We start from the raw sequence: 25,890 nt of genomic DNA, 5'->3' as shown, positions 1-25,890 counted from the left end.
CGCCGACGGCTACCGGCGGCCATGACAGACGGCGCGTGGGTTTCGCTGTTCTCCGGCGGCAAAGACTCCTCGTGGGCGCTGTACCGGGCACTGGAGCGTGGCTACCCCGTCGAGCGACTGGTGACGGTGCATCCGGAGGGCGACTCGTACATGTATCACGTGCCGGCGACCCGGTTAGCCCGCCTGGCTGCCGAGAGTATCGGCATCCCACTGGTCGAGGTCGAGCCTGCCGATTTCGAGGCCGAGGACGTGTCCGACTCGGGCGAGCAGGGCGACGCCGAACTCGAACCGCTGGAAGCAGCACTGCGCGAACTCGACGATGAACTGGACGGCGGCATCACCGGTGTCACCGCCGGGGCTGTCGAGAGCGAGTACCAGACGACCCGCATCGAATCGATGGCCGAACGACTCGAAGCCAACGTGTTCGCGCCGCTGTGGCAAGAGAACCCACGCGACCTCGCCGACGCGATGCTGGATGCCGGCTTCGAAATACAGATTATCCGCGTGGCCGCCTACGGCCTCGACGAGTCCTGGCTGGGTCGCACGCTCGACGCCGACGCGCTCGACGAACTGGAATCGCTCAACGACGAGTACGGTGTCCACATCCTCGGGGAGGGCGGCGAGTTCGAGACGCTGGTCACCGACGGCCCGCACATGGACCGGCGAATCGAACTGGCGTACGAGACGGAGTGGGACGGCAGTCGGGGGACGCTCAAAATCGAAGACGCGTGGCTGGCGTAACTCACAGCGCCTGCAACATCGGTGGCTGTTAGCTCCCGTCCGTCAGCTGCGTGTGTGCACCGATGAGTGCGCCGGCGAGGTCTAAACTCTCGACCTGTGTCTCTCGGTCGATAATCGACTGGCGGATATCCGAATCGAGGATCATCGTGTCCGGGAACACGATGGTGTTGTCGAGGCTTGAGTTGACGACCTCGGCTCCCGAGAGGACGTGGACGTTCGCTCCGAGCGTAGTGTTCTCGATGGTCGCGTCCTCCGCGACAACGCTGTCCCCGTCGAGTTCCCACGCGACGGCCTCCAGATAGCTTTCGGGCGTCCCGATGTCGTACCAGGCGTCGTCGAAGGTGAACGCACGGACTGGCCCGTCCTCGACGAGCCACTGGATGAACCAGCCGGGTTCGTCAGGGTTGTTCCCGTCGTCGAGGTACTCGTCGAAACGAATCGCACCGGGCGGAAAGGCGTAGCAGGCAATCGAGACGAGGGTACTGGTGGGGTCGTCGGGCTTCTCCTGGAACTCCGTAACTTCCTCGCCGTCGAGTTCGATGAGACCGTAAGAGCTGGCCTTTTCTAGGGATCCGACATCGTAGGCGGCGAGCGTGGGGTCGTCGTACTGCTCGAAGTAATCGACGAACTCCGCGATGTCGAAGCTAATGAGGTTGTCGCCGGCAATGACCAGCAGGGCTTCATCGCCGAGTCCTTCTCGGTCGACCAGTTGGGCGAGTGCGCCGACGACGCCGAACTTCTCGTCCTCCTCGGCGGTTTCCTCGACGGTCAGGGACGGCTTCTCGAAGTTGCTCGCGGCGATGTGGTCCCGGAAGTCGTCGGCAAACCGCTGGTTCGTGCTGACAAACACGTCGGTAATGCGATCGTCCGCCTCTAACTCGCCGAGAATCCGGTCGATGACAGTCGTCTCACCGACAGGAAGCAGCATCTTGGGCCGGTGCTTGGTGACAGGCCAGAGTCGGGTGGCATACCCGCCTGCAAGGACAATCGCTTTCATGTTCGAAAAGAGACAAGCAGAATACAAGTTCTTTTTCATCGGCTGGACCGCGGCACTTATCGGTGCCCCGGAGTACAACCCCGTATGACTGACGACGCCGACGGGCAGGGGACTGCGGATGCGAACCTCACGGAAAAGATCAACCAGACGAACGTCGACGAGCGCATTTCCAGTCTGGAGGCGGCCTACGACGAGGTTCCGGTCACCGAGAAGACCTTCGAGCTATCACCTGACGAATATGCCGACGTGTTTACTGCGACACGTGGCACTGGGTACTCCGGGAACAGCGTCGTGTTCGTCACCCGAGACGGCTCCAATTTTCCGGACCTAAGCCAGCAGATACCCGAGCAGGCTGCCGGCGACACCCGCGACCGGGTGCTGCTGGTGCTGGGGCGCGGCGCTGACATGTGGGCACTCCCGGGCGGCGGCAAGGGCGATGAGTACGAGTCAGTGCAAGGGACAGCCATGCGCCGTGTCAACGAACAGACAGGGATCCGCTGTACGGTCACTGGAGTCGCGGAGGTCGTCCACTCCAAGTACTATCCGAACACCGATGCACAGGGGTCGGTACATACGCTCGATATCTACCTCGAAGCGGAGTACAAGAAGGGGAGCCTCGACGTGGACGAGTCGGAACTCGTCGGCGCGGCGTGGTTCGCGGAGCCACCCGAGCGCCTGACGCCGGGAGCCGAGGAACGGTTTGCGGCCCTCCTCGACGACAAGTGAGTATCGCAGGCGGTCAGTGCTCGACCAGTTCCACGAGCACGCCGCCGGTCGACTTCGGATGGAGGAACGCCACGTCGTGGCCCCACGCGCCAGGTCGCGGTTCCTCGTCGATTCGGTCGATACCACAGTCACTGACAGTCTCCAGCGCGGCAGCAATGTCGTCTGTCGCTAGCGCCACGTGGTGGATGCCTGGACCGTTGCTGTCGAGGTATCTGGGAATCGCGCCGTCGGCGTCCGGCAGCGGCTCTAGCAGTTCGAAGTAGCCGTTGTCCATTTCCAGAAACGTCACGTGGAGGCCATCAAACGTCTCCTCGTGGACGACCGGTGTCCCGAAGGCGTCAGCGAACAGTTCTGCGAGCGGGTCGGCGTCATCCGTCGCGATGCCGGCGTGGTCGAATTGCATGGACGGCCGTACACCGGGATAGCTTATAATTCTGGGAGCATGGTGGGCCGGAAAACAGGCTGCAATTTACGTTTCGACCGAGCTTACATCGACGAGCCGGGCTGGTACTCGCCGAACACGTCCCGGAGCACGTCACACACCTCGCCGGTCGTGGCGTACACCTTCACGGCGTCGATGATGTAGGGCATGACGTTCTCGTCGCCCTCGGCGGCCTGTCGGAGCGCATCGAGTTTCGCTTCGACGGCCTCCTCGTCGCGTTCCTCCCGAACTGTGGCGACGTTGTCCTGCTGGGCCTGCTCGACGGCCTCGTCGACCTCCTCGATGTCTTGCTCGCCCTCTTCCTCGACCTGATACTCGTTGACGCCGACGATGATGCGCTCGCCCTCCTCCTGTTCGCGCTGGCGCTCGAAGGCCACGTCCTGAATCTGGCGCTGGACCCACTGCTCCTCGATGGAGCGGCGCATGCCGCCGCGCTCGTCGACCTCTTCGATGAGTTCGCGGGCCTCCGCTTCGAGTTCGTCGGTCAGCGACTCGACGTAGTAGCTCCCGGCGAGCGGGTCGATGGTGTCCGCCGCGCCGGACTCGTGGGCGAGAATCTGCTGGGTCCGCAACGCCGTTCGGACGGACTCCTCGGTCGGCAGGCCGATAGCCTCGTCTTTGCCGTTGGTGTGGAGGCTCTGGGTCCCCCCGAGGACGGCCGCGAGCGCCTGGTAGGAGACCCGAACGACGTTATTCTCGATCTGCTGGGCGGTCAGCGTTGATCCGGCGGTCTGGGTGTGGAACTTCAACTGTTTTGACTTCGGGTTCTGGGCGTCGAAGCGCTCGTCCATGATTCTCGCCCAGAGGCGACGCGCCGCCCGGAACTTCGCCACCTCCTCGAAGATGTTGTTGTAGGAGGCAAAGAAGAACGATAGCTGGGGCGCGAACTCGTCCACATCGAGGCCGGCGTCGATGGCGGCTTCGACGTACTCGATGCCGTCGCCGAGGGTGAACGCGATCTCCTGCGCGGCCGTGGAGCCGGCCTCGCGGATGTGATAGCCCGAGATGGAGATTGTGTTGAACTTCGGCGTCTCGGCGGCGCAGAACTCGAAGATGTCGGTGATGAGCCGCATCGACGGCTCCGGCGGGTAGATGAACGTGTTCCGGGCGATGTATTCCTTGAGGACGTCGTTCTGGATGGTCCCGCGAAGTTCCTCGCGGTCGACGCCCTGCTTGTCGCCGACAGCGATGTACATCGCCAAAAGCACCGATGCGGGAGCGTTGATGGTCATGCTCGTCGACACCTCGTCCAGCGGGATGCCGTCGAACACGGTCTCCATGTCGTCGAGTGAGTCGATAGCGACGCCGGTCTTGCCCACCTCGCCGGCGGCCATCGCGTGGTCGGAGTCGTAGCCCATCTGCGTCGGCAGGTCAAACGCCATCGACAGCCCGGTCTGGCCCTGATCGAGCAGGTAGTTGAACCGTTCGTTGGTCTCCGTCGCGGTCCCCATCCCGGCGTACTGGCGCATCGTCCAGAGTCGGCCCCGATAGCCGGTCGGATACACGCCGCGAGTGTATGGCTCCTGGCCGGGGAAGCCGATGTCCTCCTCGTAGTCGACATCGGAGATGTCTTCGGGGGTGTACAGGCGGTCTACTTCGTGTCCCTCGGTGTCCGTGGTGAACGTCTCCTTACGTTCGCCAAAGCGGTCGACGGTGGGCTGGACGTCGTCTTCTTCCCACTGAGCCTTCGACTCCCGTATCTCCGCCAGCTCGTCGGGGTCAAACATGGGCGGACTGTCGGACGGCGGAGGCTTAAGGGTTCTTAAATCCTTCACGGTTTGTAATACATCTCCTACGGCGATCCACGGCGGGGTGTTCCGAGGTGGGTTTATATCGTCGTCATCTACCGAGGACGTATGCCAATCGAACCGGGTGACGGTGTCACCATCGAATACGTCGGCCGCTTCGAGGACGGGGACGTCTTCGATACGTCACGTCCCGAAGTCGCCAGAGAGCACGGCCTTATCGAGGCACAGGGCGTCGACGCGAGCGAGTACGCACCGCTTTCATTCACTGTCGGTGCAGGAGAGATCATCGAGGGGATCGACGAGGCGCTCGTCGGCATGGCTGCGGGCGAGGAAGCAACTGTCACAGTCCCCCCGGAGAAGGCCTACGGTGAGTTTCAGCCCGACCGCGTCCGCGAGTACGACCCCGACACGTTCGAGGGCATGGTGGGAAAAGAGCCCGACGTCGGAATCCATGTCGAGGCCGAAAACGGGCTTCACGGAGACGTGACTGCTGTCCGAGACGACGTCGTCGAGGTGGACTTTAACCACGAGTTGGCCGGCAAGACACTCGTGTTCGACATCGAAATCGTCGACGTCAGATAAGCCGTTCGTCGTGGGTAGCCGATCAATCGCCCGTGTCGTACTTATAGGTCGCTTCGTCGGGGTCGATGCCGAAGTCTTCGGGACCCTCCTCCGGCTCGGCCTCCTCGGATTCCCCGGCACTAGCCTGCTTGAACCGCGTGCGGAGGTGGCCGGGTACCTCGAATCGGTCGACGGCCACCCGGAGCGGTACCGCGTCCGGCTGGATGTTCTCCTGTTTGGTCGCGAGCCGGTCCCGAAGCGAGTCAGGGAGTTGCGCCGGCTCGAGGCGCTCGAAGCCGAACTGCGCGAGGAACTCCGAGGCGTTCGTCAGCGAGTAGACGGTGTCGAACCCTTCATCGCCCGCGTACTCGACTAGCCGCTCGATGACGTGGGCACCGACGCCCTGATTGCGCCATTCGGACAGGACACCGATGCTGGTCAGTTCACAAACCGGTTCGTCGCCGCCCTTGTGGATACGGATGCGGCCAAAGCCCGCCTTCTCGTGGCTCTCCTCGTCGATAGCGACAACGTAGTCCCGGGATCTGAAAGCCGTCTCGTCCAGCCCCATCTCCTCGATACGGTCGAGCAACCAGACTTCCTCGCGGTTTTTCGCATCCCGGACGTACATACCTAAAAGTTAACTGCCGCAGTCAAAAGGGTTTGCGGCGTGGCTGACATGGGCTAACGAGGTGGCGGAGAGGCAATCACTAAGGCAATCCAACATGATTGATTGCCCATGATATCGCTCGAGATGGACATGGTCCAGTACGACTGTCCGTACATCGACACGACACGGGACTACGAGGTGTCGTTTCTGGCCAAACAGTGGGATTTTCACCCTGTCGAGCGAGAGCTTGAGACCCGGATCATGGTCAACGGGGCGGACCGGGAAGAGCTGGACCGGGGGCTGAACGCGCTCGAAGCACACGACCACATGGAGTCTTATCAGCTGCTCCGCCGGAAGGGCGATCTGGCGCTCATCCGCTCGCGCATCGATGAGACGAACGCGATGAGCGTCATCCGCGACCACAGCGGCTACATCACCGGGCCGTTCCGCATCCGGGATGGGTCGGAGATCTGGCACGTCGGCTTCGATACCGAGCGCGTCGCCGAGGGGACCCTGTCGGAACTGGACCGGGACAACGACTACACGATCCGGTCCCGCGAGTCAGTCGACCTCGAAGATTACTACGACTTGCTACAGAACATCGATTCAGCGAAGCGGCTGGTCGATGGCTGTCGGGAACTATCGGACGTAGAACGAGATACGCTGGAGAAAGCCGTCGAAGGCGGCTACTTCGACACGCCCCGAGACGCCACCCTGTCGTCGCTCGCCGAGGAGTTCGGCGTCTCAAAGATGGCCATCTCAAAGAACCTCCGGCGGAGTCAGCGGAAGATACTCGACCGCGTCACGACGGCGATGAACGACGTGACGGAGTGAAGGTAGTTGATATTTGCCGCTACTCCGCCCCGCTCCCCTGCATCAGTTTCTGGATGTCTTCGTCGGCCGCTAGCTCTTCGGGGTCGCCGCTGGCGATGATATCTCCGCGCTCGATGACGTACAGGCGGTCCACGACTTCTGGGACGTGCGTGACGTTGGACTCCGCGATGAGAACCGCGATGCCTCGGTCGTTGATAGCCCGGATGTAGCGCTTGAGGCTCTCGACGACGACCGGAGCTAATCCCTCCAGTGGTTCGTCGAGGATGAGCAAATCAGGCTGGAGCGCCAGCGCCCGGCCGATAGCGACCATTTTCGCCTGGCCGCCACTGAGGTTCTGGACCTTCGCGTTCCGGCGGTCATCGAGTTCGGTGAGCACGTCGTAGACGCTCTCGATAACTGCGTCCTCGTCGTCGATGGCGCGGGCCTCCCCGCTGGTCCATATCGGGAGCCGGAAGTTCTCGTCGACAGTCATCCCGGTAAACAGCTTCCGGTCTTCGGGCTGATAGCCGATGCCTCGCTTGGGAATCAGCTCCGAGCGGATGCTGGTCAGCTCCTCGCCGCGAAATTTGACTGAGCCGCTCCAGACCGGTGTCAGACCCATGATACCGCGGAAGGTACTCGTCTTACCGGCTCCGTTGCGGCCAACGAGCCCGACCGCCTCGCCGGCGTTCACGTCGAGGTCGATGTCCTCGGTCACCTGGAACCCCTCGACGGCGGCGTTGAGGCCGCGAACGGACAGCAGCGAGTCGCTACTCATCCTCACCCACCCCAAGGAGGAGCCGCCGGAGTTCGTCGTCGGTTTCGAGCATCGTCGGCGGGCCGACCCCGTGGACTGCGCCCTGATGGAGCGCGACGACGCGGTCGGCGTACTCCGTGACGATGTCCATGTCGTGCTCGATGGTGATCGTCGTGACGCCCTCGGCCCGGCCGACCTCGACAATGGTCTCGATGACGTACTCCTTCTCACGGGTCGACACCCCGGAGGTCGGCTCGTCGAGCAGGAGGTAATCCGGGTCGAGGCCGAACGACATCGCCACGTCGAGCAGTTTTCGGTCGCCGTGGGGGAGCTCTTCAGCGACGGTGTCGGCCGCGTCTTCTAGGCGGAACTTCTCGAGCAGTTCCTCGACCTGTGCCTCGACCTCCTCGTGACCGTCGGCCATCGAGAACAGGCTCCAGGTCTTGTCCCGTTCGGTCAGCACGACTGTTCGGAGGTTCTCCCGGACCGTCATCTCCTCAAACACCTTGACGACCTGAAAGCTCCGGGCGATACCGGCGTCGACGCGCCCGTTCGCCGACATCCCGGTGATGTCGTCGCCGTCGAGGACGATGGAGCCCTCATCCGGTGAGAGGAAGCCGGTGAGGAGGTTGATGAACGTCGTCTTCCCGGCCCCGTTCGGGCCGACGATGAAGACGAGTTCGCCTTCCTCCTTGCCGAATTCGAGCGTGATATCGTCCGTTGCGACCAGTTCACCGAAGGACTTCCGCAGATTGCGTGCTTCGAGCATCTCAATCGACTCCAAAGAGGATTATCCGCAGGCTGGTCAGTGCCGCTGTCACCTTCCGTTCTATCGACTGCGCGGCGCTCCGGCCCCACGTCGACAGGATGGACGGTTCCCGGCGCAGTTCACTGAGCCGCGCGTTGACGACACCGCCGGACCGGAGGGACCCGACGATGCCCCGTGGGAACCCATACACCAGTATCAGGAGCACCACGCCGGTCAGGAACTCGTAGTACTGGGTGATGTCCTGCCCCACGTCCTGCAGGAATATGAGGACGACACCGCCGATGAGCGGGCCGACCAGCGTCCGGAACCCGCCCAGAATTGCCATGAACAGGATGTCGCCCGACCGGAGGAAAAACAGCGTCCCCTCCGGGCGGACGTACTGGCGGACGACGGCGTACAGCCCGCCCGCCACGCCGCCGTAGAGGCCCGAGATGACGAACGCGGCCCAGACGTACCGTCTGACCGGCAGGCCGATGAACCGCGCCCGGGTCCGCTCCTGCCCGATGGCGTCTAAGGCGTTGCGGAACGGCGACTGCGTGATGCGGTACATCACGAACAGGCCGACGAGGATGACGACCACTGTCAGGTAGTACGTCAGAATCTGGTACACATCGGGGCTGAACGCAGTCCCGAACAGAAGCGGCTGGTTCGCCGGCCCCGGCCGAATCGGAAGTCCGTCGCTCCCGCCGAGGGCGCTCTGTCCGAGCGCGATTGCGTAGAGGAGCTGTCCGAAGGCCAGCGTCAGGAGCGCGAAGTACAACCCCGTGTGTCGCAGCGACAGGACCCCGATGGTGGCAGCCATCACCGTCGCGGCCGCGATGGCCCCGAGCAACAGCAGGCCGACGCTCTGGACGCCGGCATAGCGTGCGAGGACTGCGGTCGCGTACGCGCCGGTGCCGAAGAAGGCCGCGTGGCCAAACGATGTGAGCTTCGTATGGCGAAGCAGGAGATTCAGTCCGACTGCCGCGAAGCCGAACAACAGCCCCTGATGGATGACGCTGAGCTGGAGGCTATCTGAGAGGCTCGCGATGTCGGGGATGAGGAACAGGAACACGACCCCGAAGACGAGAAAGGCTCCTTCCCGACGGGTCAGCTCAACCCCGAGGAAGCGGTACGCTGGCGTTCCGTCGCGGTCGATGCGCTCAGGCATCACGCTGTCTCACCCCACGTTCCGAACAGGCCCTCTGGCTTGACCAGCAGGATGAGCGCCATGATTGCGAACGGGGCCGCGATTTCGCCGGGCGGGTACAGCGTAATCATCCAGCTCCGGATGACACCGACGAGGAGTGCGCCGACGAACGCGCCGCGGAGGCTTCCGAGGCCGCCGATGACGATGACGACGAAGGAAAGCACGAGCGGATTGGTGCCCATCTCAAGCGTCGCCGCCGTCGGCGGGACGGCCATCGCGCCAGCGAACCCCGCGAGGAAGGCTCCGAGAGCGAACACGAGCGTGAACACGCGGTCGGTGCTGACGCCGATGGCAGTCGCCATCTCGCGGTCGATGGCCGTAGCTCTGATGATGCGCCCGGTCTTCGTGCGTTCGAAGAACCAGAACAGTCCCGCAACGACGGCCGTGCCGACGAAGATGACGAACACGTTGTAGGTCGGGTAGTTCAGCCCGACGAGTTCGCTCGTCGGGATTGTGTTGATAGCGCTGTAGACGGCGTCGGTCCGTATCGAGCTGTCCCCCCAGATGAACTTCTTCACGTCGAGGAGGATAAGCAAGAGAGCGAAGGTCAGAACCAGCTGGTACACCTGGTCGCGGTCGTAGATCTGGCGCAGGAACACCGCTTCAAAGAGGGTGCCGACGGGGAGGAGGATGGCCGCCGTCACCAGCACGGCGGCGAGGACCGCGAGTATGAACACGGCGGTGCCGACGACGCCACCGCCCGGCGGGCCGACGATACCGATAAGAAACCCGAACACGCCGATGGCGGTGTACGCGCCCAGCGAGAACAGTTCTCCGTGGGCGAGGTTCAGGACATCCAGAATCCCCAGGATGACGGTCAGTCCCGAGGCGATCATGAACAGGATGAACCCGAACTGGATGCCGTTGAGCGTCTGGACGAGCGCGGCTGTGGGTGTTACGGCCATGGCTCGGTATCAGGCGCTCCAGCTGTCCAGCCAGTCGCTCCCGGTAACGCCCGGCGGCGGCGCTGTCTCGGTGGCGGCGTAGGTGTTCACGTCTTCGAGCCTGGCCGCGCCGAGATCGTCGTCGTACACCATCTGCCCGGCGAAGGAGTTCGACGCGCCCTGATGGTCCTCGGCGATGTTGTGGTAGCCGGCCGGTGTGAAGAAGCCGTGGCCCTCCAGAACCTGCGCGATCTGCTCCTGACTCGGGTAGGTGCCCAGCAGGTCGATGGCCTTCTCGACGGCCGTCGCCCAGGCGGTGACCGCCCCGTACCCGCTCATGTAGTGAGCCGTCGGGACCGTCACGCCATCCTGCTGTGTCGCGGCGTCGAACAGTTCGCGGCCGGGCTGCCAGTTCCCGAGCGCCGGCAGGCCCCAGTAGTAGTTGCGCGACCCGGAGTAGATGTCCGTCCCGGCCAGTGCATCGCCCGGCACGTCGCCGGCCGCGCTGTACAGCGTCGTGCCGAACACCGTCGTGTTCTCGAACATGTCGTTGGCGTTGGCCTGCCGGACGAACGTCGTCACGTCGCCGCCCCAGAGGCTAGAGAAGGTCACGTCCGGCTCTTCGTTGTTGATCGAGGTGATGTGATTCGACATGTCACTGGCCCCGAGTTCCGGGAACCCCTCGTAGACGATTTCGGCGTCCGTGAGCTTCTGAATGGCCTGTGTGAACACCCGCATCTCGTCCTCGCCGAAGGAGTAACCGGGGTTGACACCGGCGACGGTCGAGATGTTGTCAGCGCCGATGCGCTCGACGGCCTCGCGGGCCATCGTCACCACCTCCATGATGTCGTAGTTCTGGAAGCGGAAGGAGTAGGTCGGGTCGGTGACCGTCTCCTCGTAGAGCGTCGTCACCGTCCCGTCGGTCCCGACGTTGATGACCTCGTTTTTCTCGACTTCGGGGGCGATCTGACTGTGCGTGCCACTGGAGATGGGACCGAAGGTGACCTCTTTCCCTTCCTCGATGAACTGGTTGTAGCTGTCAAGGGGATTTGACCCCTCGTTGACCACGTCCAGTTCGATTTCTCGTTGCCCGCCGATGCCGCCCGCCTCGTTGATGCGCTGGACTGCGAGCTCGGCCCCGCGCTGGGCCTGAATCCCGAGGACGCCCGGTGCGCCACGGGTGAACGTCAACAGCCCGGCCTGTATCGGTTCCTCGGAGATGCCGCCGCCGGACTGCCCGCCCTGGTCCGCCGTGTCGCTGTCGCTCAGCAACGTCGAGCAGCCAGCGAGCGCTGCGGCGACGGCCGAGCCGCCAATCGCGGAGAGCAGTTGTCGCCTGCCGATACCTTCGCTGTCATGGTCCGTTGTCGTTCGTTTCATAGGTGTGTCCCAATACGCCCCGGACGAGTCCGGGGAAGCTGGTCACGCAGTGTGTGCCACGCTCACAGGGATAGCTGTTGATTCCGACGTAACCCCCGAATAACGAGAGGTTTACACGTAAACCACGGTAGCCGGCGAGACAGCGGCACGGCGTTCTCGCGCCGGACTGCGGGTCCCCCACAGCAGCCAGTCGGGTATACATGTCAACCCGCCCCTATTCGGACGTGTCTGGAGAACGTGTGACCGAATGGCATCCAGCACCTCTCACGAACGGCTCGAAGTCGAGCCGATCGACGAGTCCTCGATCCTGTTCGTCGACGACGACCACTACACGAGCGACACCGTCTGTCTGGTGACCGGCGGCGGGTCGGGCATCGGGCGGGCGACGGCGCTGGCGATGGCCGCCAACGGGGTGACCGCCGTCGCGACGGACATCGACGCGGACGGCCTCGGCGAAGTCGCGGACACAGCGGCGGCCCTCGACCTCGATGGGACCGTCGAGACAGTGACCGGCGACCTCGCGAATGATGCGGACATCGAGGCCATCGTCGAGACTGCGGCTTCTCACGGCACGGTTCGCTACCTCGCCAATATCGCCGGCCTCCAGCATATCGACGCCATCGAGGACTTCCCGATGGAGAAGTACGACCAGATGCACGACGTGATGTTGCGCGCCCCGCTCGCGCTGTCGAAACGCGTCATCCCTCACATCCGCCGGACCGACGACGGCGTCGGTGCCATCGGGAACATGGCGTCTGTTCACGGACACTACGTGACCTCGGATAAGGTGGCCTACAACGTCTCGAAGTTCGGCCTGCGGGGACTGACACAGTCAATCGCCGCCGAGGGCGGTGACGGGCTCCGCGGGTTCTCTATCAGCACCGGCTACGTCAAGACGCCGCTGGTCGTCGACCAGATCCCCGACACTGCCGAGCAACGAGGAATCAGCGTCGACGAGGTCATCGACGACGTGATGCTGGGACAGGCCCGGGTCAAGGAGATGATGGACCCCATCGACGTGGCGAACCTCTTCGTGTTTGGCTTCTCGGCCCACGCCGACCATCTCAACGGCGGGGACCTGCTGTTCGACGGCGGCATGACAAAGACGTACGAGTGAGACAATGACGTGAGTAGCTGACCGGCCCCTGTGTCACACGGGCGGTGCGGAACCGGACTACCCGACCGGCCCAGTAACGCGTGCCGGGCGGCGGTACCAGTTTATACCAGACGACCAAACACTACGGAATACTGACGCAATGAGCGAACAAAACCACGTCGACTCCATCGTCCACGAACCGAGCCACGCGTTCGTCGAATCGACGAACGTCTGGAAATTCATGCAGGCGTACGACATCGACAACTACGACGAACTCATCGAGCGAACGACCACAGACCTACCCGAGGAACCCGACTCGGGCGTCGAGTGGTTCTGGGACCTGCTCCCGGAGTACCTCGACATCGAGTTCTTCGAAGACTACGATCAGGTCCGGGACAATAGTGCGGGGCCACAGTTCACCGACTGGTACACCGGCGGGACAATCAACGCCGCCCACAACGTCTTGGACCGCCACGCAGCGCGGGACAGCCCGACCCGAAACACAGTCGCGCTCATCTGGGAGGGCGAACCCGGCGACGTGCGGGAAGTCACGTACCACGAACTGAATCGGCAGGCCAGTAAAGTAGCGAACTACCTGGAGTCCGTCGGCGTCGGCACCGGCGACACCGTCGGCCTGTATATGCCGATGGTTCCCGAAGTCGCGTCGATACTGTACGGCTGTCTCAAGGTCGGCGCAATCGCCGTCCCCATCTTCTCCGGGTTCGGCGTCGACGCGACGGCGACCCGTATCGCCGACGCCGAGTGTTCCGTCCTGTTCACCGGCGACGGCTTCTACCGCCGCGGTTCCGGTGTCCACCTCAAGGGCAGCGCGGACGAGGCCATCAAGCAGGCCGGCGAAGAACTGGGGACGACGCCGGTCGAACACACCGTCGTTTATGACCGCCTCGGCGTCGCGGACGACCCCGACGAGACGATCCGCTGGACCCGCCGCGATGAGTGGTGGGACGAGGCTATCGAGACCGCCGACGACGAGTACGCGGCCACAGAGCTTCCGAGCAATCAGGAGTCGATGCTGCTGTACTCCTCTGGAACGACCGGCAAGCCGAAGGGTATCGTCCACACGCACGCCGGCGCGCTCATGCAGGCGGCCAAAGAGATATACTTCGGCTTCGACCACAAGCCCAGCGACCGCTTCTTCTGGGTGAGCGACATCGGCTGGATGATGGGGCCATGGACGCTGCTGGGGAACCACGCCTTCGGCGGGACTGTCTTCATGTACGAGGGCGCGCCGGACCACCCGGAACCGGACCGCTTCTGGGAGATGATCGACCGGCACGACATCACCACCTTCGGTGTCTCGCCGACCGCGATTCGGGCGCTCCGCAAGAAGGGCGACGAGTGGCTGGAAGGGCACGACCTCTCCAGCTTGCGGCTGTTGGGGTCGACCGGCGAACCCTGGGACCCCGAGAGCTGGCAGTGGTTCTACGAGAACGTGGGCAACGAGGACTGTCCAATCATCAATATCTCCGGTGGGACCGAGATCATGGGGTGTTTCCTGATGCCGATGCCGATTCAGTCGCTCAAGCCCTGCACGCTGGGTGGTCCGGGGCTGGGGATGAACATCGACATCGTCGACTCCGCCGGCGAATCCATCGCTGACACGCACGAGCGCGGCTATCTGGTCGCTCGGGACTCCTGTCCGTCGATGACGAGGTCGCTGTGGAGCGGCGACGAACGCTACCTGAACGAGTACTGGTCGACGTGGGACGACGTCTGGGACCACGGTGACTGGGCACAGAAGGACGAGGACGGCCTCTGGTTCCTCCACGGCCGGGCCGACGACGTGCTCAACGTCGCTGGACGGAAGGTCGGACCGGCGGAAGTCGAAGGCGCGGCGATGGAACACGACGCCGTCAATCAGGCCGCTGCCGTCGGTGCGCCGGACGACACCACCGGCACTGCCGTCGTTCTTTACACCGTGCTCGAGCCCGGCTACGAACCCTCGGCCGACCTCCGCGACGATATCCGCGCCGCCGTCGGCGAGGAACTCGGCAAGCCGTTCCGACCCCGTGAGGTGCTGTTTGTCGACGAGTTCCCCAAGACGCAGAGCGGGAAAATAATCCGCCGAGCAATTGCTGGCGTCTACCGCGGGGAGGACCTGGGTGATATGTCCAGCATCGAGAACCCAGAGGCGCTTGACGAGGTCCGCGACGCGTCGTAATCAGCCCCTGACGGCATCCTCGGTCGGCTGCTCCAGCCGTAGCAGTCCGGGCAGTGCGAGCACCGCGAGGACGACTTCCGTCCCGCCGGCGACGAGGAACGCGGCGGGGTAGCCGAAAGCGCCAGCGACGGTGCCACCGACGAGGATGCCAGCGAGGAAGCCAACGCTACCGAAAATGTTGAACCCGGCCATAGCGGTGCCGCGCTCCGTTTCGCTGGCGAGGTCCGACACGAGCGCCATCGTCGCCGGGGCCATCAGCGCGCCGATAACGCCGGTCAGTACCATCCCTGCGCCGGCGATGGTGACCGTCGGCGCTTGCCCGACGCCGACAACAGTGAGTCCGTACAGCACCGACCCGACAACAATCGGACCGGTTCGGCCGATGCGGTCAGAGAGGATGCCGAAGGGATACTGCAAGAGGGCGAACGGGGCGAAAAAAAGCGCCAGCATGACGCCGGTTTCGCCGGGTCCAAGCTCGAACGTCTCTCTGAAATACAGGGTGCCGACGAGCGCGAAAAAGCCCGCGGTGAGGCGGTCAATGAACCCGAAGGCGTACGGCACGCCGAGCGTCGGCCGCTGTTTGAGCCCGGACACGGTCGCAGAAAGGCCCGACCGCCCGTCCGACGGTGCGCGGTCGGTGACAAGCAAGGCAGCCACTGCGACGACGAGTGACAGCGTGCTCGCCACGTACAGCGGAAGCGTCGTCTGAATTTCGTACAGTTGGCCGCCGAGTGGCGCTCCGAGCGCTGTGCCACTGCCGATCGCAATGCCTGCCGCACCCATATTCTTGCCGTGGCCGCCGCCGAGGTCCATCAGCATCGTCATCGCCAGGGAGAACGCGGCGATTGTCGCTCCACCCTGCAGCACCCGCAAGACCAGCACGCCGACAAATGGAAGCGAGACTGCCTCGGGAAGCCACGCGATGAGGGCGTACAGCACTGCGCCCGCGCCCGCCCCGCCGGCGATGTATGGCGTTCGCCGTCCGGTGGCGTCGCTGAGCACGCCCCACACGCCAGCGAAAACGACGAAAGCCCCGAACTCAGCGGCGAGGAACCACATGCTCGCATTCAGGTCCGTGGTCGCACCCAGCCTCCGGACGAGTCTGTCGACACCCGGATACAGCAGGACCTGCGCCAGCAACACGGCAAAGATAACGCCCGCGAGAACGCCCCGGTCTGTGCGGTCGGTCACAGACAACGGATACAGCGAGCCGAGAAAAATAGATGTCGGACCCGAGTATGGGACTCTCCTCGTGGAACTCGATAACCACCGACGACAGAACAGCACGTCCGGTTACTCGTCCCAATCCGCGTTACTCGGCACTGTGGGGCGGAACGAAACCGCAGTTCGAACAGCCGTTGTGCTTCGTCGTCTGGTAGCTCAATTCCGCCCCGCAGTTCGGACAGTTGTACTGGTCTGAACTCATTCGCTTACCTGTAGTGTTCGACAGTACCTAAACCTTTTCTCGACAATTGTACATAGCTCATCTTACGCATGATTTCAGGGAGTAGACGCCCTCAAATCCGAGGCGGCCTGCTGGTATGGCGGATATTCACACTGTTCAATTACAGTGAACAAGTCACAACATAGAATCGCTGGTCGACATGTATGGCTGTTCCTCTGTAGAAACTGGAAGAAACGCACACTCTGTTGGAGTGAACTGCGCAGTTCCACATGTCCTGAGACCGGGACAGGCGCGGACGACATCGACTCGCGTCGAAGTACTATCACGCCACCATTCAGTGCCGGCTGTCGGCTCCGAGTTCAACAACCACCTTACCGATTGATACGTCACCTCGTGGGGGTGTGGGGACAGATGTGAACGACTCATCGAGGGCAGTGACATAGGTGTTCCTGTCAAAAAAAGAACGACGCAGAAACGGCGAGGCTTGCGCCCGTTTACATGTAGCCGAGGTCGCGCAGGCGCTCCATCAGGTCTTCCTTGTCCTGGGCGCGGCCGGCGCGCTCGGTCGTGTTCGCCATGTCCTGCAGCCAGGCAGGCTCTTCCGCGGACTTGTCGGTGCTGACCTCGCTCCCGAGCGAACGGAATCCAGCGAAGTACTTCGGCGAGACCGGTACGTCTTCCTTCTCGATGCCCTCGGGCAGGTCGTCTTGGCCCTGCGGGACGTAGCCGTCGTCCGGGTACCCCTCGACTGTGTCTGGGACGACGAAGTTCCAGAAGGCTTCCCACACGTCAGCCTCCGCGAACTGGAGAATCGACTGGATGCGGTCGTGCGGCGGGTAGATGTCCGGGTCGTGACGCGGCGAGAAGAACGTCTCGTCGGCGCGAGACTCCTGCTCGTCCCAGCGGATGCCCGACAGGATGCCGTCGACGTCGTGTTCCTCGATAGTGTCGTTGAGCGCCACCGTCTTCAGGAGGTGGTTGCCGACGTAGGTGTCGAGCAGGAACGGGAACGTGTCCTCCTCGTATTCGAGGATGTTCCGGATGTGGTGCTGGTTGTGCTCGGAGAGTTCGTCGACAGGGATGTCGTCACCCGGTTCGAGACCGTTCTCGTCGACGTAGTTGCCCACGTCCTCGTTGCGCGCCCAGATGACGTCGAGGTCCCACTCGTCGGCCCAGTGCTCGACGAAGTCGATGAGCTCGTCGAAGTGCTGGTAGTGGTCGATGAAGACGACCGGTGGGACTTCGAGGTCGAACCGCTCGGCGACTTCCTTGACGAAGTACAGCGTCAGCGTCGAGTCCTTGCCGCCGGTCCACATCACGACAGGGTTCTTGTACTCTTCGAGGCCAGTCTTCGTAACCTCGATAGCCTTCTCGATCTTGTGGTTGACAGTCGGGTACTCTTCGGGGTCTTCGCCTTCCCCGTCAGTGTAATCAACGTCCAGATAGTCCGGGAACTCTGCTGATTCGGACATAGTGTAATGAGATATAATTACGAATGCCAAGTACTTTTTGGATGACCGACAGGTGTGTGAGACAGTGGCAAATGGCTGACGGTCGCGTGCACACGGTCACTCGGTTTTTTGCGGCCCGCGCAAAAGACGTGATATGGACGACCGCCCAAGCCTCCCGGCCCGTCTCTTCCACCGCTGGCTGTTACGCTACGTCCCCGCCGCCGCGCTGATACTGTTTGCCAGCGCGCTGGTCGGGTACGGACTCGGCAGCCAGGTCCCCACCGAATGGCTTCAGACCCCCGGAACGACCGGCGAAAACCCCTTTATGCCGGCTGAGTTAACGACCCTCTCGCTGACGGTCAACAACCTCGGTGCGTTGCTCGTGATGTTGCTCGGCGCGATTTCGCTCGGTTCGATGACGGTCCTCTCACTCGTCTTGAACGGATTGCTCATCGGGGTCGTCGTCGGTATCGCACTCAAGCAGGTTTCGCCTGTCGTCGTCGCTGCACTCATCGTCCCACACGGCCTTATCGAGATTCCCGCACTGCTCATCGTCGCCGCCGTCGGACTCCGGTTCGGCTGGCGCACGATTCAGTACATTCGCGGCCGGACGAACGAACTGGCCACTCGACAGGATATCCGGGAGGCCGGATGGCTGCTTGCGACGGCCGCCGTGTTCATCGTGATTGCGGCCTACATCGAAGCGAATCTCACCATCGAAATCGCGTCGCGATTTACCGACGCTGACCTCTCAGGCATTGCGCCGGCATAGCGGCATAGACCGCCCGGTAACGGTGTTGAGCTGCAGCTCGGCAAAACTGAATCCGTGACCGGGACGGGGCCGCGTTACGAGATAAACTCGTTGTCGCGCCAGTTGACGCCCTCTTCTTCCTCGCCGTCGCGGGGTTCCTCTGCAACGTTGATTGCAGCGGGCCGCTCTTCCCCATCGACGATGCGGACAGCTTCGAGTTCCTCGTCGACCGCCGCAATTGCCGTCAGCGTTCCCTTCTCTGCGACTTTCGCGACGTCACACAGGACTTCGAACATCGCGTACTGGAGTGCAGTGTTCTGGAGCACGGTCTCGCGGTCGCCTTTGAAACAGGCGTACTCGACGAGTTCAGACTCGATCTCTTCCTCCTCCTCTTCGAGTGCGCCCCACTGGGGGCCACCTCCGGAGCTTCCAGTACTCGCGGCTCCGGGCGGCCCCATTTCGTCGGGGTCCTCCTCGTACACCCGATTCTCCGTGACGCTCGCCTTGAGTTGGGCCGTCGGAGTGTACTTGCTCATAGAGTCGTCTTTGGCGACGGCGCTGACGATGAGCGTATTGTTTCGACGGGTGATATCGATGTCAGCGATTTCAGGTGGAAGATCCGGATCCTCGAAGAAATCGTATGCGTCTTCCAGTGGCAGTTCAAGTGTCGAGTGAAGTCTGTATACGCGGCTGGTCATGGTTGGGGAAGCGTGTATCAGTCGTCGAAGGCCGTCCGCTGACGCTGTAGTCACTACACCATAGGGGCCACTTGCTTATATGACCTGTCCTTCATTCGCGGTTGCACCGCTCTATATCAGGCAATCTATCAGGCGTATGTTAAAGGTATTTACAGACCTTCTAGTAGGCCATATGCTAGTAGTATCCAGTGCCTACTAGTCGTCCGCTGGTGTGGGGTCGCCGTCTTCCGGGGTCACATCCCCTTCAATACTGGGCGGGTACTTCCCGCGGTCGAGTTTCAGGTCCGACTGCGGTCGTGCCATGCAGGTCAGTGCGTAGTTCTCCCGTTCCCGGTCGGTCAGTCCACGGGCGGCAGGCTGGGTAACCGACCCCTCGACAATTTCCGCCGAACAAGCCAGGCACATCCCCACGCGGCAGGAGTACTCCTGTGCGATACCCTCCTCGATACACCGCGAGAGAATCGTCTCCTTCTCGGAGACAGTAATCTCCTCGCCCGTCCCCACAAATGTCACCGTATGCTCGGTCATGATCGGCCATTTGATACCCCCCAGCAAAACTCTTTATCACCGCTGCCCCGGAGTGAAACGGACTGTTACCGTCGACGCCACACCAAACACCCGCAACGGACCGCTCATTGCGAAGAATGGTTCCAGTCGTCCGCTGAAACCCGTAGCGGAATAATTTTCTCTCTCCGGGCAGGACGAGAGTGCATGACCACACACCAGGACGGCAACGCCGACGGAGCGTCGGCGACGGCACGGACCGTTTCCGTGGACGTTGTCGTCGTCGGGGCCGGGACATCCGGCTGTTACGCCGCCGCGACTGTCGCGGACGCGGGCTATGATGTCGTCGTCGTAGAGCGCAAAGACGAGACCGAAGCCGGCCACATCGCCTGCGGAGACGCACTGAAGGGAGCCAGCGACTTCCCCGATGCGATTCCGAAGTCACAGCTCGAACCGGCCTTTACCAACACAAATGTCGACCACGGCCGCTTCGAGATTCCGCAGGAAGACACTGTTCTCGAGATCCCCGTCCCGGGCGAACTCGCCGTCATCGACCGCTGGGAGTACGGTCGTTGTCTCATTGAAGGGGCAAACAACAGCGGCGTGGAGTTCCACTACGACACGGTCGTTCAGGACGTGCTACAGGACGACAGCGGCCGTGTGACCGGCGTAAAAGCCATGCGGAAAGGCGACCCCGTCACGTACGAGGGTGACATGGTCATCGACGGGGCCGGCGCACTGTCTATTCTGCAGGACAAGACTGACCTCGAAGACGCGACCTTCGACACGAACGTCCAGTACTCGCAGTTCTGTTCGGCATACCGTGAGATAATCGAAGTCGACGAGCCAGTCGAGTGGGACGACGCGCTCGTGTTCAAGCCGACCGAGCGCTCTGCCGGCTATCTCTGGTATTTCCCGCGCACGGACACGGAGATCAACGCCGGCCTTGGCTTCCAGATGAACGAGGAGCCGATGGAGCTAGTCGACGACCTCAAGCGCGACCTCCAGGGTCGAAGCGAGTTCGAGGGCGCGAAGGTACAGGATAAACTCGGCGCTGCGCTGCCGACACGCCGGCCGTACGATTCCGCCGTCGCGCCCGGATTCATGGCCGTCGGCGACGCCGCCGGACACGTCAATCCGACGACCGGCGGCGGTATCGCCGGTGCAGCCTACGCCGGGACCTACGCCGCTGAACAGGCTATCGAAGCCATCGAATCTGGCCGGACGGACGACGAAGCCGCGCTCTGGGAGTACAACGAGCGCGTGATGGACCACTTCGGCGCACGGTATGCGGCGCTTGACGTGTACAACATATTCACCACCGCCTACGACGTCGACGACCTGATGGCCCTGCTGGCCGCGTTGCCCGGCGAGAAGCTCGCAGAGGCACTGTACGGCGGTTCGACCAGCATCGGACTCGGACTCAAACTCAAGATGGCCGTCAAGAGCATCGGCCACCTTGGGACGATCAGGGACCTCTACCAGACAAAGAAGGCTGCCGACCGGCTACTGGACCATTACGAATCCTACCCGAGCGACCGGAGCGGCTTCGAAGCCTGGCAACGCGAGCGCGATTCGATTATGGACGATATCTACGACGTCACTGGCGCAGACCCCAAGTACTGATTCAGCGGTTCGTTGCGGCTTTCGGCTACATCTAACTCTCTGATAGACGTCTGTCAGTGTCAAGTGTCTGGTTTTGAATGTTATCTCGATAGTAATTAATTACTATATGAACTGAAATTCTGAACGACAAGTTTTATTATTCGACAACATGATAACAAAATGAAGTCGCACCGGCGTCGGTTGACCGGGGGGTCACCGAGATGGTGACAGCGTGTCGACCGTCGCCGAGTGGGGGTCAATCATGCTAGCACGTAGATTCAAATCTGACGACAGTGCAGTCTCGCCAGTTGTGGGTGTCATCCTAATGGTTGCAGTAACAGTACTGTTAGCGGCGACAGCAGCGACGTTCTTCCTCGACTTCGGCTCAGGGAACATCGGCCAGAGCGCGCCACAGGCGGCGTTCTCATTTGATTACGATGCCGGGAGTCCCGACACCCTGACAATCGAACACCGAAGCGGCGACTCGATTCGGGCCGGAAATCTGTACATCACTGTTAGCGGGGCTTCAGGAGCCAACGGACAGCACGATTTCTCGAGTCTCAGCGGCGCGCTGTCGGCTGGTTCGGAAATCACGGCCGGGTCACGGGTGACGTTTTCCGGGGCATCGGACCTTTCTGACGCGACAGTCACACTGAACTGGAAGTCGCCGGATAGCGGCAAATCGATCCGACTCGCCAGCTGGGAAACGCCGTAGCGTAGTCACTCGCTCAGCCGGCGGACTGCCCCGGTGACGACATCGACGCCGATAGCCAGCGAGTCTTCGCCGACATCGAATGTGGGGGTGTGGTGGCCGCCCGGATGGTCGGTCCCGATACCGACAAACGTCGCCGTCCCGCCGTGATTCTGGACGCGGTCCATCAGATAGGTGGCGTCCTCGCTGCCGCCGAGATCGTCGGTTCGAAGGCGGCTGGTGACGCCGGGAACTGTGTCGGCCATTTTATACACCACGTCTGCAAGCGTGTCGTCGCTGACCGCGCTCGGTGCTTCCGCCGTCGTCTCGATGGCGACCTCGCAGTCGTGCATCTCTGCAGCCGACGACATGACGGTGTCTGCCCGCCCGCTCATGTACTCCTTGAGCGGGGTCGTTTCGCCGCGGACTTCCCCTTCCAGCGTCGCCTCCCCGGGGACGATGTTCGTCGCTGTGCCGCCCTCGACGACGCCAGCGTTGACCCGTGTCGCGCCCTCGCCGTGGCGGCGAATCGCATGGAGGTTCTGTACGGCGGTCGCAAGGGCCTGTACAGCGTCCCGTCCCTGTGCTGGATGTCCTCCTGCGTGGGCTGTCTCACCGCTGAACGTCGCCTCGAACTGCCGAACGGCGAGGAAGCCGCCGACGCCGGCGACAATCTCTCCAGTCGGATGGTCGAGACCGACGTGTATCGCCAGCAGGTGGTCCACATCGTCCAGATGACCGCTTTCGGCGACGGCCTTCCCGCCGCCGATGACCTCCTCGGCGGGCTGGAAGACGACTTTGAACGTGCCGCGGAAATCACTCTCTTTCACCGCCTCCAGCACGCCGAGGCCGATTGTCGCGTGGGCGTCGTGGCCGCAGGCGTGCATGTACCCCTCGTTCCCCGAGCGGAACCCCGCGGCCGCCGGGGCGTGTGCGGCGCTGTCGGCCTCCCGTATCGGGAGCGCGTCGATGTCGACCCGGAGCGCGACGGTCGGTCCCTCGCCCTGTTCGACGACGGCCAGCGCACCGGTGAACCCTCCGTTGGCGGCCTCCAGCACGTCCTCCCGGGCACCGGCCTCGCGGGCCTTCGTCCGCCAGGCGTCGAGCTCATCGTCGTCGGGGACCGCCATCCGCGCGTCGGCGTCGACGACATCCCGCCCGAGATGCAACTGGTCGACGCCGATGCGTTCCAGTTCGTCGACGATGCGACTGGTGGTGTAGAACTCCCGCCACGCGGGTTCGGGATAGCTGTGCAGGTCACGCCGGAGGGACCGGAGCCGCTCCTGTTGGGACTCGTTCATGCCGGCGAAACGGGGCACACTCACTTATAATAATCCACGGGAACGGCGGCGGGCCTACGACCCGCTGCCGACCTGCGTGCGCTGTTCGACGCCGGCCTCGACGTGGATGGCGTCCGGGAACGTCCGCTGAGTGACTGTCCGAGCGAACTCCTCGTAGCCGACTATCTCTATGGTCCGGGTGTAGACGGTGTGAGTCCAGGACTCGAAGCGGCCGCCGCCCGGCCCCAGCGACTTCGACTGCGGGATGCGTAGCTCCTGTGGCTGTTTCGGATGGGGGCCTTTCAGTTCGACCCCCTTCTGCTCGGCGTTTTCCTTGATCTCCGTGACGACGTCGTCGAGTCGGTGTCGGTCCCCACTGGTGAAAGTAAGCGTCGTGACAAAGGGCATCTGTAGACGAACACTCAGCCGCGAGTGACAAAAGACCATCTGTTTCCGTTGTGTCTCCGATATTCTCTTAAGTAGCGGTGTCATAAAATCCGATAATGATAGAGGCCACGAGCGCGGGAGCCATCCTCTTTCGCGATACGCGTGGCCGGCGGGAGTACCTCCTGCTCAAGAGCCGACCCGGCGATTGGGAGTTCCCCAAGGGCGGCGTCGAGGGCGAGGAAGAGCTCCAGCAGACCGCCATACGCGAAGTGAAAGAGGAGGCCGGTATCGGCGATTTCCGGCTTTTAGACGGGTTCCGCGAAGACTACGACTACGTGTTCGAGGCGAACGGCAACACCATCCACAAGACGGTCCACCTGTTCGTCGCGAAATCGTTCGAAGCGTCAGCCGAACTGTCCACAGAACACCGCGACCTGCAGTGGCGCGACTACGAACAGGCCATCAACACGGTCACGCAGGACGGCCCGCGCGAGATACTCGAAGAGGCACACGAGTTCCTCGACGAGCGCGACGACGAGGAAGAGTAACCGGAGTCGTGAACCCGGTTCTCAGAGCGCGACGCCGGCCAGCAGCGCCACTGCCGTCGCGTTACCCATACCGATGACGAAGCTCCCGACGACGGCGGCAAAGAGGAGCAGCAGGACCGGAATCCCCAGCAGCGCGACCGCGATGGCGATTTTCGCGCCCGTCTCGCCGCCGAGTTCGACCGCGACGATGCCGAGGATACCGACGAGGATGACCGCCCACGCCTCCCAGGCCCCCTGCTCACTGGCGGTGCCGTTCGAGGTCTTGATGTAGAAGTAGGCCGGCACGGCGATTCCGATGGGGAAGGTCAGCAACGCGACGATGCCCGCCGCAATCCACTGTATCGTCGTGTACTGGTCGAATATCCCGTCGCCGCGGGCGGCGGAACTCATACTGTCCCTCCACTGAGGGCACTGAACGCGGCGTCGCCTGTCGGCTGGGGCGCTGTGTTGAGGGCAATCGCGGCTGGACTGTCTCCAGGCTTCTGGTGTGTCATTCGTAACCGACGGTTTGTTTCTGAAGCTATCACATAAATAATCGGGTTGTGTCACCGAACGAAACGATTGCCAGGGACGCCGGCCCGGACAGGGCTCCGGCATCGGAACGAAGGGTTTTGGTCCGAAGCCGACAACGACTGCTCGTGGCTCCTGACTCCGAGTTCGCCTTCGAACTGGCCGTCTGCCAGTGGGCCGAGCGAGCGTGGTCGCCGTCTGACGACGCCGCGGTGCTGGTCGCCAGACAGTTCGGGACGAAACACCGCCGCTGGGACACCATCATCCTGGAGTGTGACCCCGATGGACTCCGCGAGCGAGCGACGTTCGGCGGAGACGCGTTCGACTCGGACCTCCTGCACGTTCTACAGAACGCGCCGGCCGACTGGACGTACTACCGCGACGCGCTGCCTGATCCGGGCTATCCGTGGCGGTACGTCCGGGAATCGATTCACGAGGCGGCCGACCGGGGTGCCGTCGAGACCCGCAAGCGCGGCAATCGCATCGAAATCCGTCGGGTACGCCCCTATCCGGACTGGCTCCGCCGAATCGTCGCCATAGAGAACAAGCCCGACCTGACTGCCAGCGCCGCCAGGAACCTCGTTCCGCAACTACAGCGGGACATCGCGCTGTCGCTTGCCGACGAGGTGTGGGTCGCGACGGCGGCGACCGACGAGCGCGTGGAGCCGATTCTGCTAGCGGACCTGCCCGCTGCCGCCGGTGTGTTGACAGTCGACCCAGAAGCCGGTACGGCCGAGGCGGTCTGGCAACCGCGGTCGCTGTCGGTCGACGACCCCGGAACGCGCATTCTCGACCGCCCGACCGACGACACCAGCGCGGCCCGCTTCGAGTACGTAGACCCCGACTGGAAGCAGGAGCGGCGACTCACCATCGCGGAGCGAGCGTACGCTCGTGGGTGGCGCGCCTACGCCGACACGATGCGCCCCGACTGCCGGCACTTCCAGCTCACCGCTGGCGAGACTGGCGTGTATCCCTACTGTGCGGCGAAAGACTGTCTGCCGACAGCGGCGGAGTGTCGGGGCCAGTGCCCGTCCTACGAGCCGGAGCCGCCGGCGTGGCGGTCGATGGATTGGCCGCTCGACGGCGGGCCGGGCAAGGCAATAAAGCGGTTGTTAGCGCGGCGACGACGCCGCCAGCGGCCGGGGCTGTCAGAGTAACCGACCGATAC

At 63.0% G+C, this 25,890-nt stretch carries 27 protein-coding genes; 11 read left to right on the top strand and 16 right to left on the bottom strand.

Annotated elements, in window-relative coordinates; genetic code table 11:
* Positions 1-21: 21 nt before the first annotated feature.
* Positions 22-741: a diphthine--ammonia ligase gene (locus DVK00_RS17540; RefSeq protein ID WP_121578114.1), complete on the top strand. Its 720-nt coding sequence runs from the start codon at positions 22-24 to the stop codon at positions 739-741.
* Positions 742-769: 28 nt separating this feature from the next.
* On the opposite strand, the gene DVK00_RS17535 is transcribed toward DVK00_RS17540, so the two are convergent.
* A complete protein-coding gene (locus DVK00_RS17535; protein WP_121512428.1) occupies positions 770-1,738 on the bottom strand; it encodes a sugar phosphate nucleotidyltransferase in 969 nt (322 codons plus the stop codon).
* A gap of 84 nt (positions 1,739-1,822) precedes the next feature.
* Between DVK00_RS17535 and DVK00_RS17530 the strand changes: the two genes are divergently transcribed.
* Positions 1,823-2,464 (top strand): NUDIX hydrolase, encoded by a 642-nt coding sequence (locus tag DVK00_RS17530; protein ID WP_101349888.1) that lies wholly within the window; start codon positions 1,823-1,825, stop codon positions 2,462-2,464.
* A gap of 13 nt (positions 2,465-2,477) precedes the next feature.
* On the opposite strand, the gene mce is transcribed toward DVK00_RS17530, so the two are convergent.
* On the bottom strand, positions 2,478-2,867 hold the full coding sequence (gene mce / locus DVK00_RS17525; RefSeq protein WP_101349889.1) for a methylmalonyl-CoA epimerase: 390 nt from the start codon (positions 2,865-2,867) through the stop codon (positions 2,478-2,480).
* 83 nt (positions 2,868-2,950) lie between these two features.
* A complete protein-coding gene (locus DVK00_RS17520; protein WP_121537728.1) occupies positions 2,951-4,633 on the bottom strand; it encodes a methylmalonyl-CoA mutase in 1,683 nt (560 codons plus the stop codon).
* A gap of 129 nt (positions 4,634-4,762) precedes the next feature.
* On the opposite strand from DVK00_RS17520, the gene DVK00_RS17515 reads away from it, so the two are divergent.
* Positions 4,763-5,236, top strand: coding sequence for a peptidylprolyl isomerase (locus DVK00_RS17515; RefSeq protein ID WP_101349891.1), 474 nt, complete (start codon positions 4,763-4,765; stop codon positions 5,234-5,236).
* 22 nt (positions 5,237-5,258) lie between these two features.
* Here DVK00_RS17515 and DVK00_RS17510 read toward each other — a convergent pair whose 3' ends face one another.
* Positions 5,259-5,843, bottom strand: a complete 585-nt coding sequence (locus DVK00_RS17510; RefSeq protein WP_121578113.1) for a GNAT family N-acetyltransferase — start codon at positions 5,841-5,843, stop codon at positions 5,259-5,261.
* Positions 5,844-5,951: 108 nt separating this feature from the next.
* Between DVK00_RS17510 and DVK00_RS17505 the strand changes: the two genes are divergently transcribed.
* Positions 5,952-6,656 (top strand): helix-turn-helix domain-containing protein, encoded by a 705-nt coding sequence (locus DVK00_RS17505; protein WP_101349893.1) that lies wholly within the window; start codon positions 5,952-5,954, stop codon positions 6,654-6,656.
* A gap of 19 nt (positions 6,657-6,675) precedes the next feature.
* Here the strand turns inward: DVK00_RS17505 and DVK00_RS17500 are convergent, their stop codons facing one another.
* From DVK00_RS17500 to DVK00_RS17480, 5 genes are read right to left on the bottom strand one after another with little or no spacing between them, the layout of a single operon-like run.
* Complete coding sequence (locus tag DVK00_RS17500) at positions 6,676-7,413, bottom strand: ABC transporter ATP-binding protein (RefSeq protein WP_101349894.1); 738 nt, start codon at positions 7,411-7,413, stop codon at positions 6,676-6,678.
* Positions 7,406-8,161, bottom strand: coding sequence for an ABC transporter ATP-binding protein (locus tag DVK00_RS17495; protein WP_121578112.1), 756 nt, complete (start codon positions 8,159-8,161; stop codon positions 7,406-7,408). The genes DVK00_RS17500 and DVK00_RS17495 overlap by 8 nt, the downstream gene beginning before the upstream one ends.
* Before the next feature lies 1 nt (position 8,162).
* On the bottom strand, positions 8,163-9,311 hold the full coding sequence (locus tag DVK00_RS17490; RefSeq protein ID WP_121578111.1) for a branched-chain amino acid ABC transporter permease: 1,149 nt from the start codon (positions 9,309-9,311) through the stop codon (positions 8,163-8,165).
* A complete protein-coding gene (locus DVK00_RS17485; protein ID WP_121537733.1) occupies positions 9,311-10,255 on the bottom strand; it encodes a branched-chain amino acid ABC transporter permease in 945 nt (314 codons plus the stop codon). The genes DVK00_RS17490 and DVK00_RS17485 overlap by 1 nt, the downstream gene beginning before the upstream one ends.
* Before the next feature lie 9 nt (positions 10,256-10,264).
* Positions 10,265-11,614: an ABC transporter substrate-binding protein gene (locus DVK00_RS17480; RefSeq protein WP_121537734.1), complete on the bottom strand. Its 1,350-nt coding sequence runs from the start codon at positions 11,612-11,614 to the stop codon at positions 10,265-10,267.
* 247 nt (positions 11,615-11,861) lie between these two features.
* Between DVK00_RS17480 and DVK00_RS17475 the strand changes: the two genes are divergently transcribed.
* Together DVK00_RS17475 and DVK00_RS17470 are read left to right on the top strand one after the other, a co-directional pair.
* Positions 11,862-12,731: an SDR family oxidoreductase gene (locus DVK00_RS17475; protein ID WP_101349899.1), complete on the top strand. Its 870-nt coding sequence runs from the start codon at positions 11,862-11,864 to the stop codon at positions 12,729-12,731.
* A 139-nt stretch (positions 12,732-12,870) separates the two neighbouring features.
* Positions 12,871-14,892 carry an AMP-binding protein gene (locus DVK00_RS17470; RefSeq protein WP_121578110.1) on the top strand — a complete coding sequence of 674 codons (2,022 nt, stop codon included), beginning with the start codon at positions 12,871-12,873 and terminating at the stop codon, positions 14,890-14,892.
* Here the strand turns inward: DVK00_RS17470 and DVK00_RS17465 are convergent, their stop codons facing one another.
* Positions 14,893-16,083 (bottom strand): MFS transporter, encoded by a 1,191-nt coding sequence (locus DVK00_RS17465; RefSeq protein ID WP_101349901.1) that lies wholly within the window; start codon positions 16,081-16,083, stop codon positions 14,893-14,895. It lies immediately after the preceding gene.
* A 708-nt stretch (positions 16,084-16,791) separates the two neighbouring features.
* Complete coding sequence (locus DVK00_RS17460; RefSeq protein WP_101349902.1) at positions 16,792-17,769, bottom strand: phosphoadenosine phosphosulfate reductase family protein; 978 nt, start codon at positions 17,767-17,769, stop codon at positions 16,792-16,794.
* A gap of 133 nt (positions 17,770-17,902) precedes the next feature.
* Between DVK00_RS17460 and DVK00_RS17455 the strand changes: the two genes are divergently transcribed.
* The gene (locus DVK00_RS17455) at positions 17,903-18,520 is read left to right on the top strand and encodes a stage II sporulation protein M (RefSeq protein WP_121578109.1); all 618 of its coding nucleotides are present in this window, start codon (positions 17,903-17,905) and stop codon (positions 18,518-18,520) included.
* A 74-nt stretch (positions 18,521-18,594) separates the two neighbouring features.
* Here the strand turns inward: DVK00_RS17455 and DVK00_RS17450 are convergent, their stop codons facing one another.
* Positions 18,595-19,197: a hypothetical protein gene (locus DVK00_RS17450; RefSeq protein WP_053968013.1), complete on the bottom strand. Its 603-nt coding sequence runs from the start codon at positions 19,195-19,197 to the stop codon at positions 18,595-18,597.
* Between the two features lie 195 nt (positions 19,198-19,392).
* A complete protein-coding gene (locus tag DVK00_RS17445; protein ID WP_101349904.1) occupies positions 19,393-19,725 on the bottom strand; it encodes a 2Fe-2S iron-sulfur cluster-binding protein in 333 nt (110 codons plus the stop codon).
* A 183-nt stretch (positions 19,726-19,908) separates the two neighbouring features.
* Between DVK00_RS17445 and DVK00_RS17440 the strand changes: the two genes are divergently transcribed.
* Together DVK00_RS17440 and DVK00_RS17435 are read left to right on the top strand one after the other, a co-directional pair.
* Positions 19,909-21,327, top strand: a complete 1,419-nt coding sequence (locus tag DVK00_RS17440) for a geranylgeranyl reductase family protein (RefSeq protein ID WP_121578108.1) — start codon at positions 19,909-19,911, stop codon at positions 21,325-21,327.
* 241 nt (positions 21,328-21,568) lie between these two features.
* Positions 21,569-22,021, top strand: coding sequence for a type IV pilin (locus tag DVK00_RS17435; protein WP_121578136.1), 453 nt, complete (start codon positions 21,569-21,571; stop codon positions 22,019-22,021).
* 5 nt (positions 22,022-22,026) lie between these two features.
* Here the strand turns inward: DVK00_RS17435 and DVK00_RS17430 are convergent, their stop codons facing one another.
* Entirely contained in the window at positions 22,027-23,298 is a 1,272-nt protein-coding gene (locus DVK00_RS17430; RefSeq protein ID WP_121578107.1) for an amidohydrolase, read from the bottom strand.
* 54 nt (positions 23,299-23,352) lie between these two features.
* The gene (locus DVK00_RS17425; RefSeq protein ID WP_101349907.1) at positions 23,353-23,685 is read right to left on the bottom strand and encodes an uS10/mL48 family ribosomal protein; all 333 of its coding nucleotides are present in this window, start codon (positions 23,683-23,685) and stop codon (positions 23,353-23,355) included.
* A 95-nt stretch (positions 23,686-23,780) separates the two neighbouring features.
* On the opposite strand from DVK00_RS17425, the gene DVK00_RS17420 reads away from it, so the two are divergent.
* Positions 23,781-24,212, top strand: a complete 432-nt coding sequence (locus DVK00_RS17420) for a bis(5'-nucleosyl)-tetraphosphatase (RefSeq protein WP_101349908.1) — start codon at positions 23,781-23,783, stop codon at positions 24,210-24,212.
* Between the two features lie 21 nt (positions 24,213-24,233).
* Here DVK00_RS17420 and DVK00_RS17415 read toward each other — a convergent pair whose 3' ends face one another.
* Positions 24,234-24,602 carry a hypothetical protein gene (locus DVK00_RS17415; RefSeq protein ID WP_101349909.1) on the bottom strand — a complete coding sequence of 123 codons (369 nt, stop codon included), beginning with the start codon at positions 24,600-24,602 and terminating at the stop codon, positions 24,234-24,236.
* Positions 24,603-24,850: 248 nt separating this feature from the next.
* On the opposite strand from DVK00_RS17415, the gene DVK00_RS17410 reads away from it, so the two are divergent.
* On the top strand, positions 24,851-25,879 hold the full coding sequence (locus DVK00_RS17410; protein ID WP_121578106.1) for a DUF5787 family protein: 1,029 nt from the start codon (positions 24,851-24,853) through the stop codon (positions 25,877-25,879).
* Positions 25,880-25,890 lie beyond the last annotated feature (11 nt).

The organism is Haloarcula sp. Atlit-47R (assembly GCF_003665985.1).
Classification (GTDB): domain Archaea; phylum Halobacteriota; class Halobacteria; order Halobacteriales; family Haloarculaceae; genus Haloarcula; species Haloarcula taiwanensis.
The sequence above is the reverse complement of the archived record's forward strand: the minus strand, read 5'-3'. Positions and strand labels throughout refer to the sequence as shown.

Bases quoted from the DNA above. Each gene is read 5' to 3' on its own strand.
- DVK00_RS17535 (WP_121512428.1), bottom strand. From the start codon at position 1,738: ATGAAAGCGATTGTCCTTGCAGGCGGGTATGCCACCCGACTCTGGCCT.
- DVK00_RS17475 (WP_101349899.1), top strand. From the start codon at position 11,862: ATGGCATCCAGCACCTCTCACGAACGGCTCGAAGTCGAGCCGATCGAC.
- DVK00_RS17455 (WP_121578109.1), top strand. From the start codon at position 17,903: ATGGACGACCGCCCAAGCCTCCCGGCCCGTCTCTTCCACCGCTGGCTG.
- DVK00_RS17415 (WP_101349909.1), bottom strand. From the start codon at position 24,602: ATGAGTTCCGCCGCCCGCGGCGACGGGATATTCGACCAGTACACGACG.
- DVK00_RS17445 (WP_101349904.1), bottom strand. From the start codon at position 19,725: ATGACCGAGCATACGGTGACATTTGTGGGGACGGGCGAGGAGATTACT.
- DVK00_RS17425 (WP_101349907.1), bottom strand. From the start codon at position 23,685: ATGCCCTTTGTCACGACGCTTACTTTCACCAGTGGGGACCGACACCGA.
- DVK00_RS17485 (WP_121537733.1), bottom strand. From the start codon at position 10,255: ATGGCCGTAACACCCACAGCCGCGCTCGTCCAGACGCTCAACGGCATC.
- DVK00_RS17470 (WP_121578110.1), top strand. From the start codon at position 12,871: ATGAGCGAACAAAACCACGTCGACTCCATCGTCCACGAACCGAGCCAC.
- DVK00_RS17450 (WP_053968013.1), bottom strand. From the start codon at position 19,197: ATGACCAGCCGCGTATACAGACTTCACTCGACACTTGAACTGCCACTG.
- DVK00_RS17440 (WP_121578108.1), top strand. From the start codon at position 19,909: ATGACCACACACCAGGACGGCAACGCCGACGGAGCGTCGGCGACGGCA.
- DVK00_RS17490 (WP_121578111.1), bottom strand. From the start codon at position 9,311: ATGCCTGAGCGCATCGACCGCGACGGAACGCCAGCGTACCGCTTCCTC.
- DVK00_RS17430 (WP_121578107.1), bottom strand. From the start codon at position 23,298: ATGAACGAGTCCCAACAGGAGCGGCTCCGGTCCCTCCGGCGTGACCTG.
- DVK00_RS17495 (WP_121578112.1), bottom strand. From the start codon at position 8,161: ATGCTCGAAGCACGCAATCTGCGGAAGTCCTTCGGTGAACTGGTCGCA.
- DVK00_RS17515 (WP_101349891.1), top strand. From the start codon at position 4,763: ATGCCAATCGAACCGGGTGACGGTGTCACCATCGAATACGTCGGCCGC.
- DVK00_RS17435 (WP_121578136.1), top strand. From the start codon at position 21,569: ATGCTAGCACGTAGATTCAAATCTGACGACAGTGCAGTCTCGCCAGTT.
- DVK00_RS17520 (WP_121537728.1), bottom strand. From the start codon at position 4,633: ATGTTTGACCCCGACGAGCTGGCGGAGATACGGGAGTCGAAGGCTCAG.
- DVK00_RS17420 (WP_101349908.1), top strand. From the start codon at position 23,781: ATGATAGAGGCCACGAGCGCGGGAGCCATCCTCTTTCGCGATACGCGT.
- DVK00_RS17460 (WP_101349902.1), bottom strand. From the start codon at position 17,769: ATGTCCGAATCAGCAGAGTTCCCGGACTATCTGGACGTTGATTACACT.
- DVK00_RS17510 (WP_121578113.1), bottom strand. From the start codon at position 5,843: ATGTACGTCCGGGATGCGAAAAACCGCGAGGAAGTCTGGTTGCTCGAC.
- DVK00_RS17480 (WP_121537734.1), bottom strand. From the start codon at position 11,614: ATGAAACGAACGACAACGGACCATGACAGCGAAGGTATCGGCAGGCGA.
- DVK00_RS17530 (WP_101349888.1), top strand. From the start codon at position 1,823: ATGACTGACGACGCCGACGGGCAGGGGACTGCGGATGCGAACCTCACG.
- DVK00_RS17540 (WP_121578114.1), top strand. From the start codon at position 22: ATGACAGACGGCGCGTGGGTTTCGCTGTTCTCCGGCGGCAAAGACTCC.
- DVK00_RS17500 (WP_101349894.1), bottom strand. From the start codon at position 7,413: ATGAGTAGCGACTCGCTGCTGTCCGTTCGCGGCCTCAACGCCGCCGTC.
- DVK00_RS17505 (WP_101349893.1), top strand. From the start codon at position 5,952: ATGATATCGCTCGAGATGGACATGGTCCAGTACGACTGTCCGTACATC.
- mce (WP_101349889.1), bottom strand. From the start codon at position 2,867: ATGCAATTCGACCACGCCGGCATCGCGACGGATGACGCCGACCCGCTC.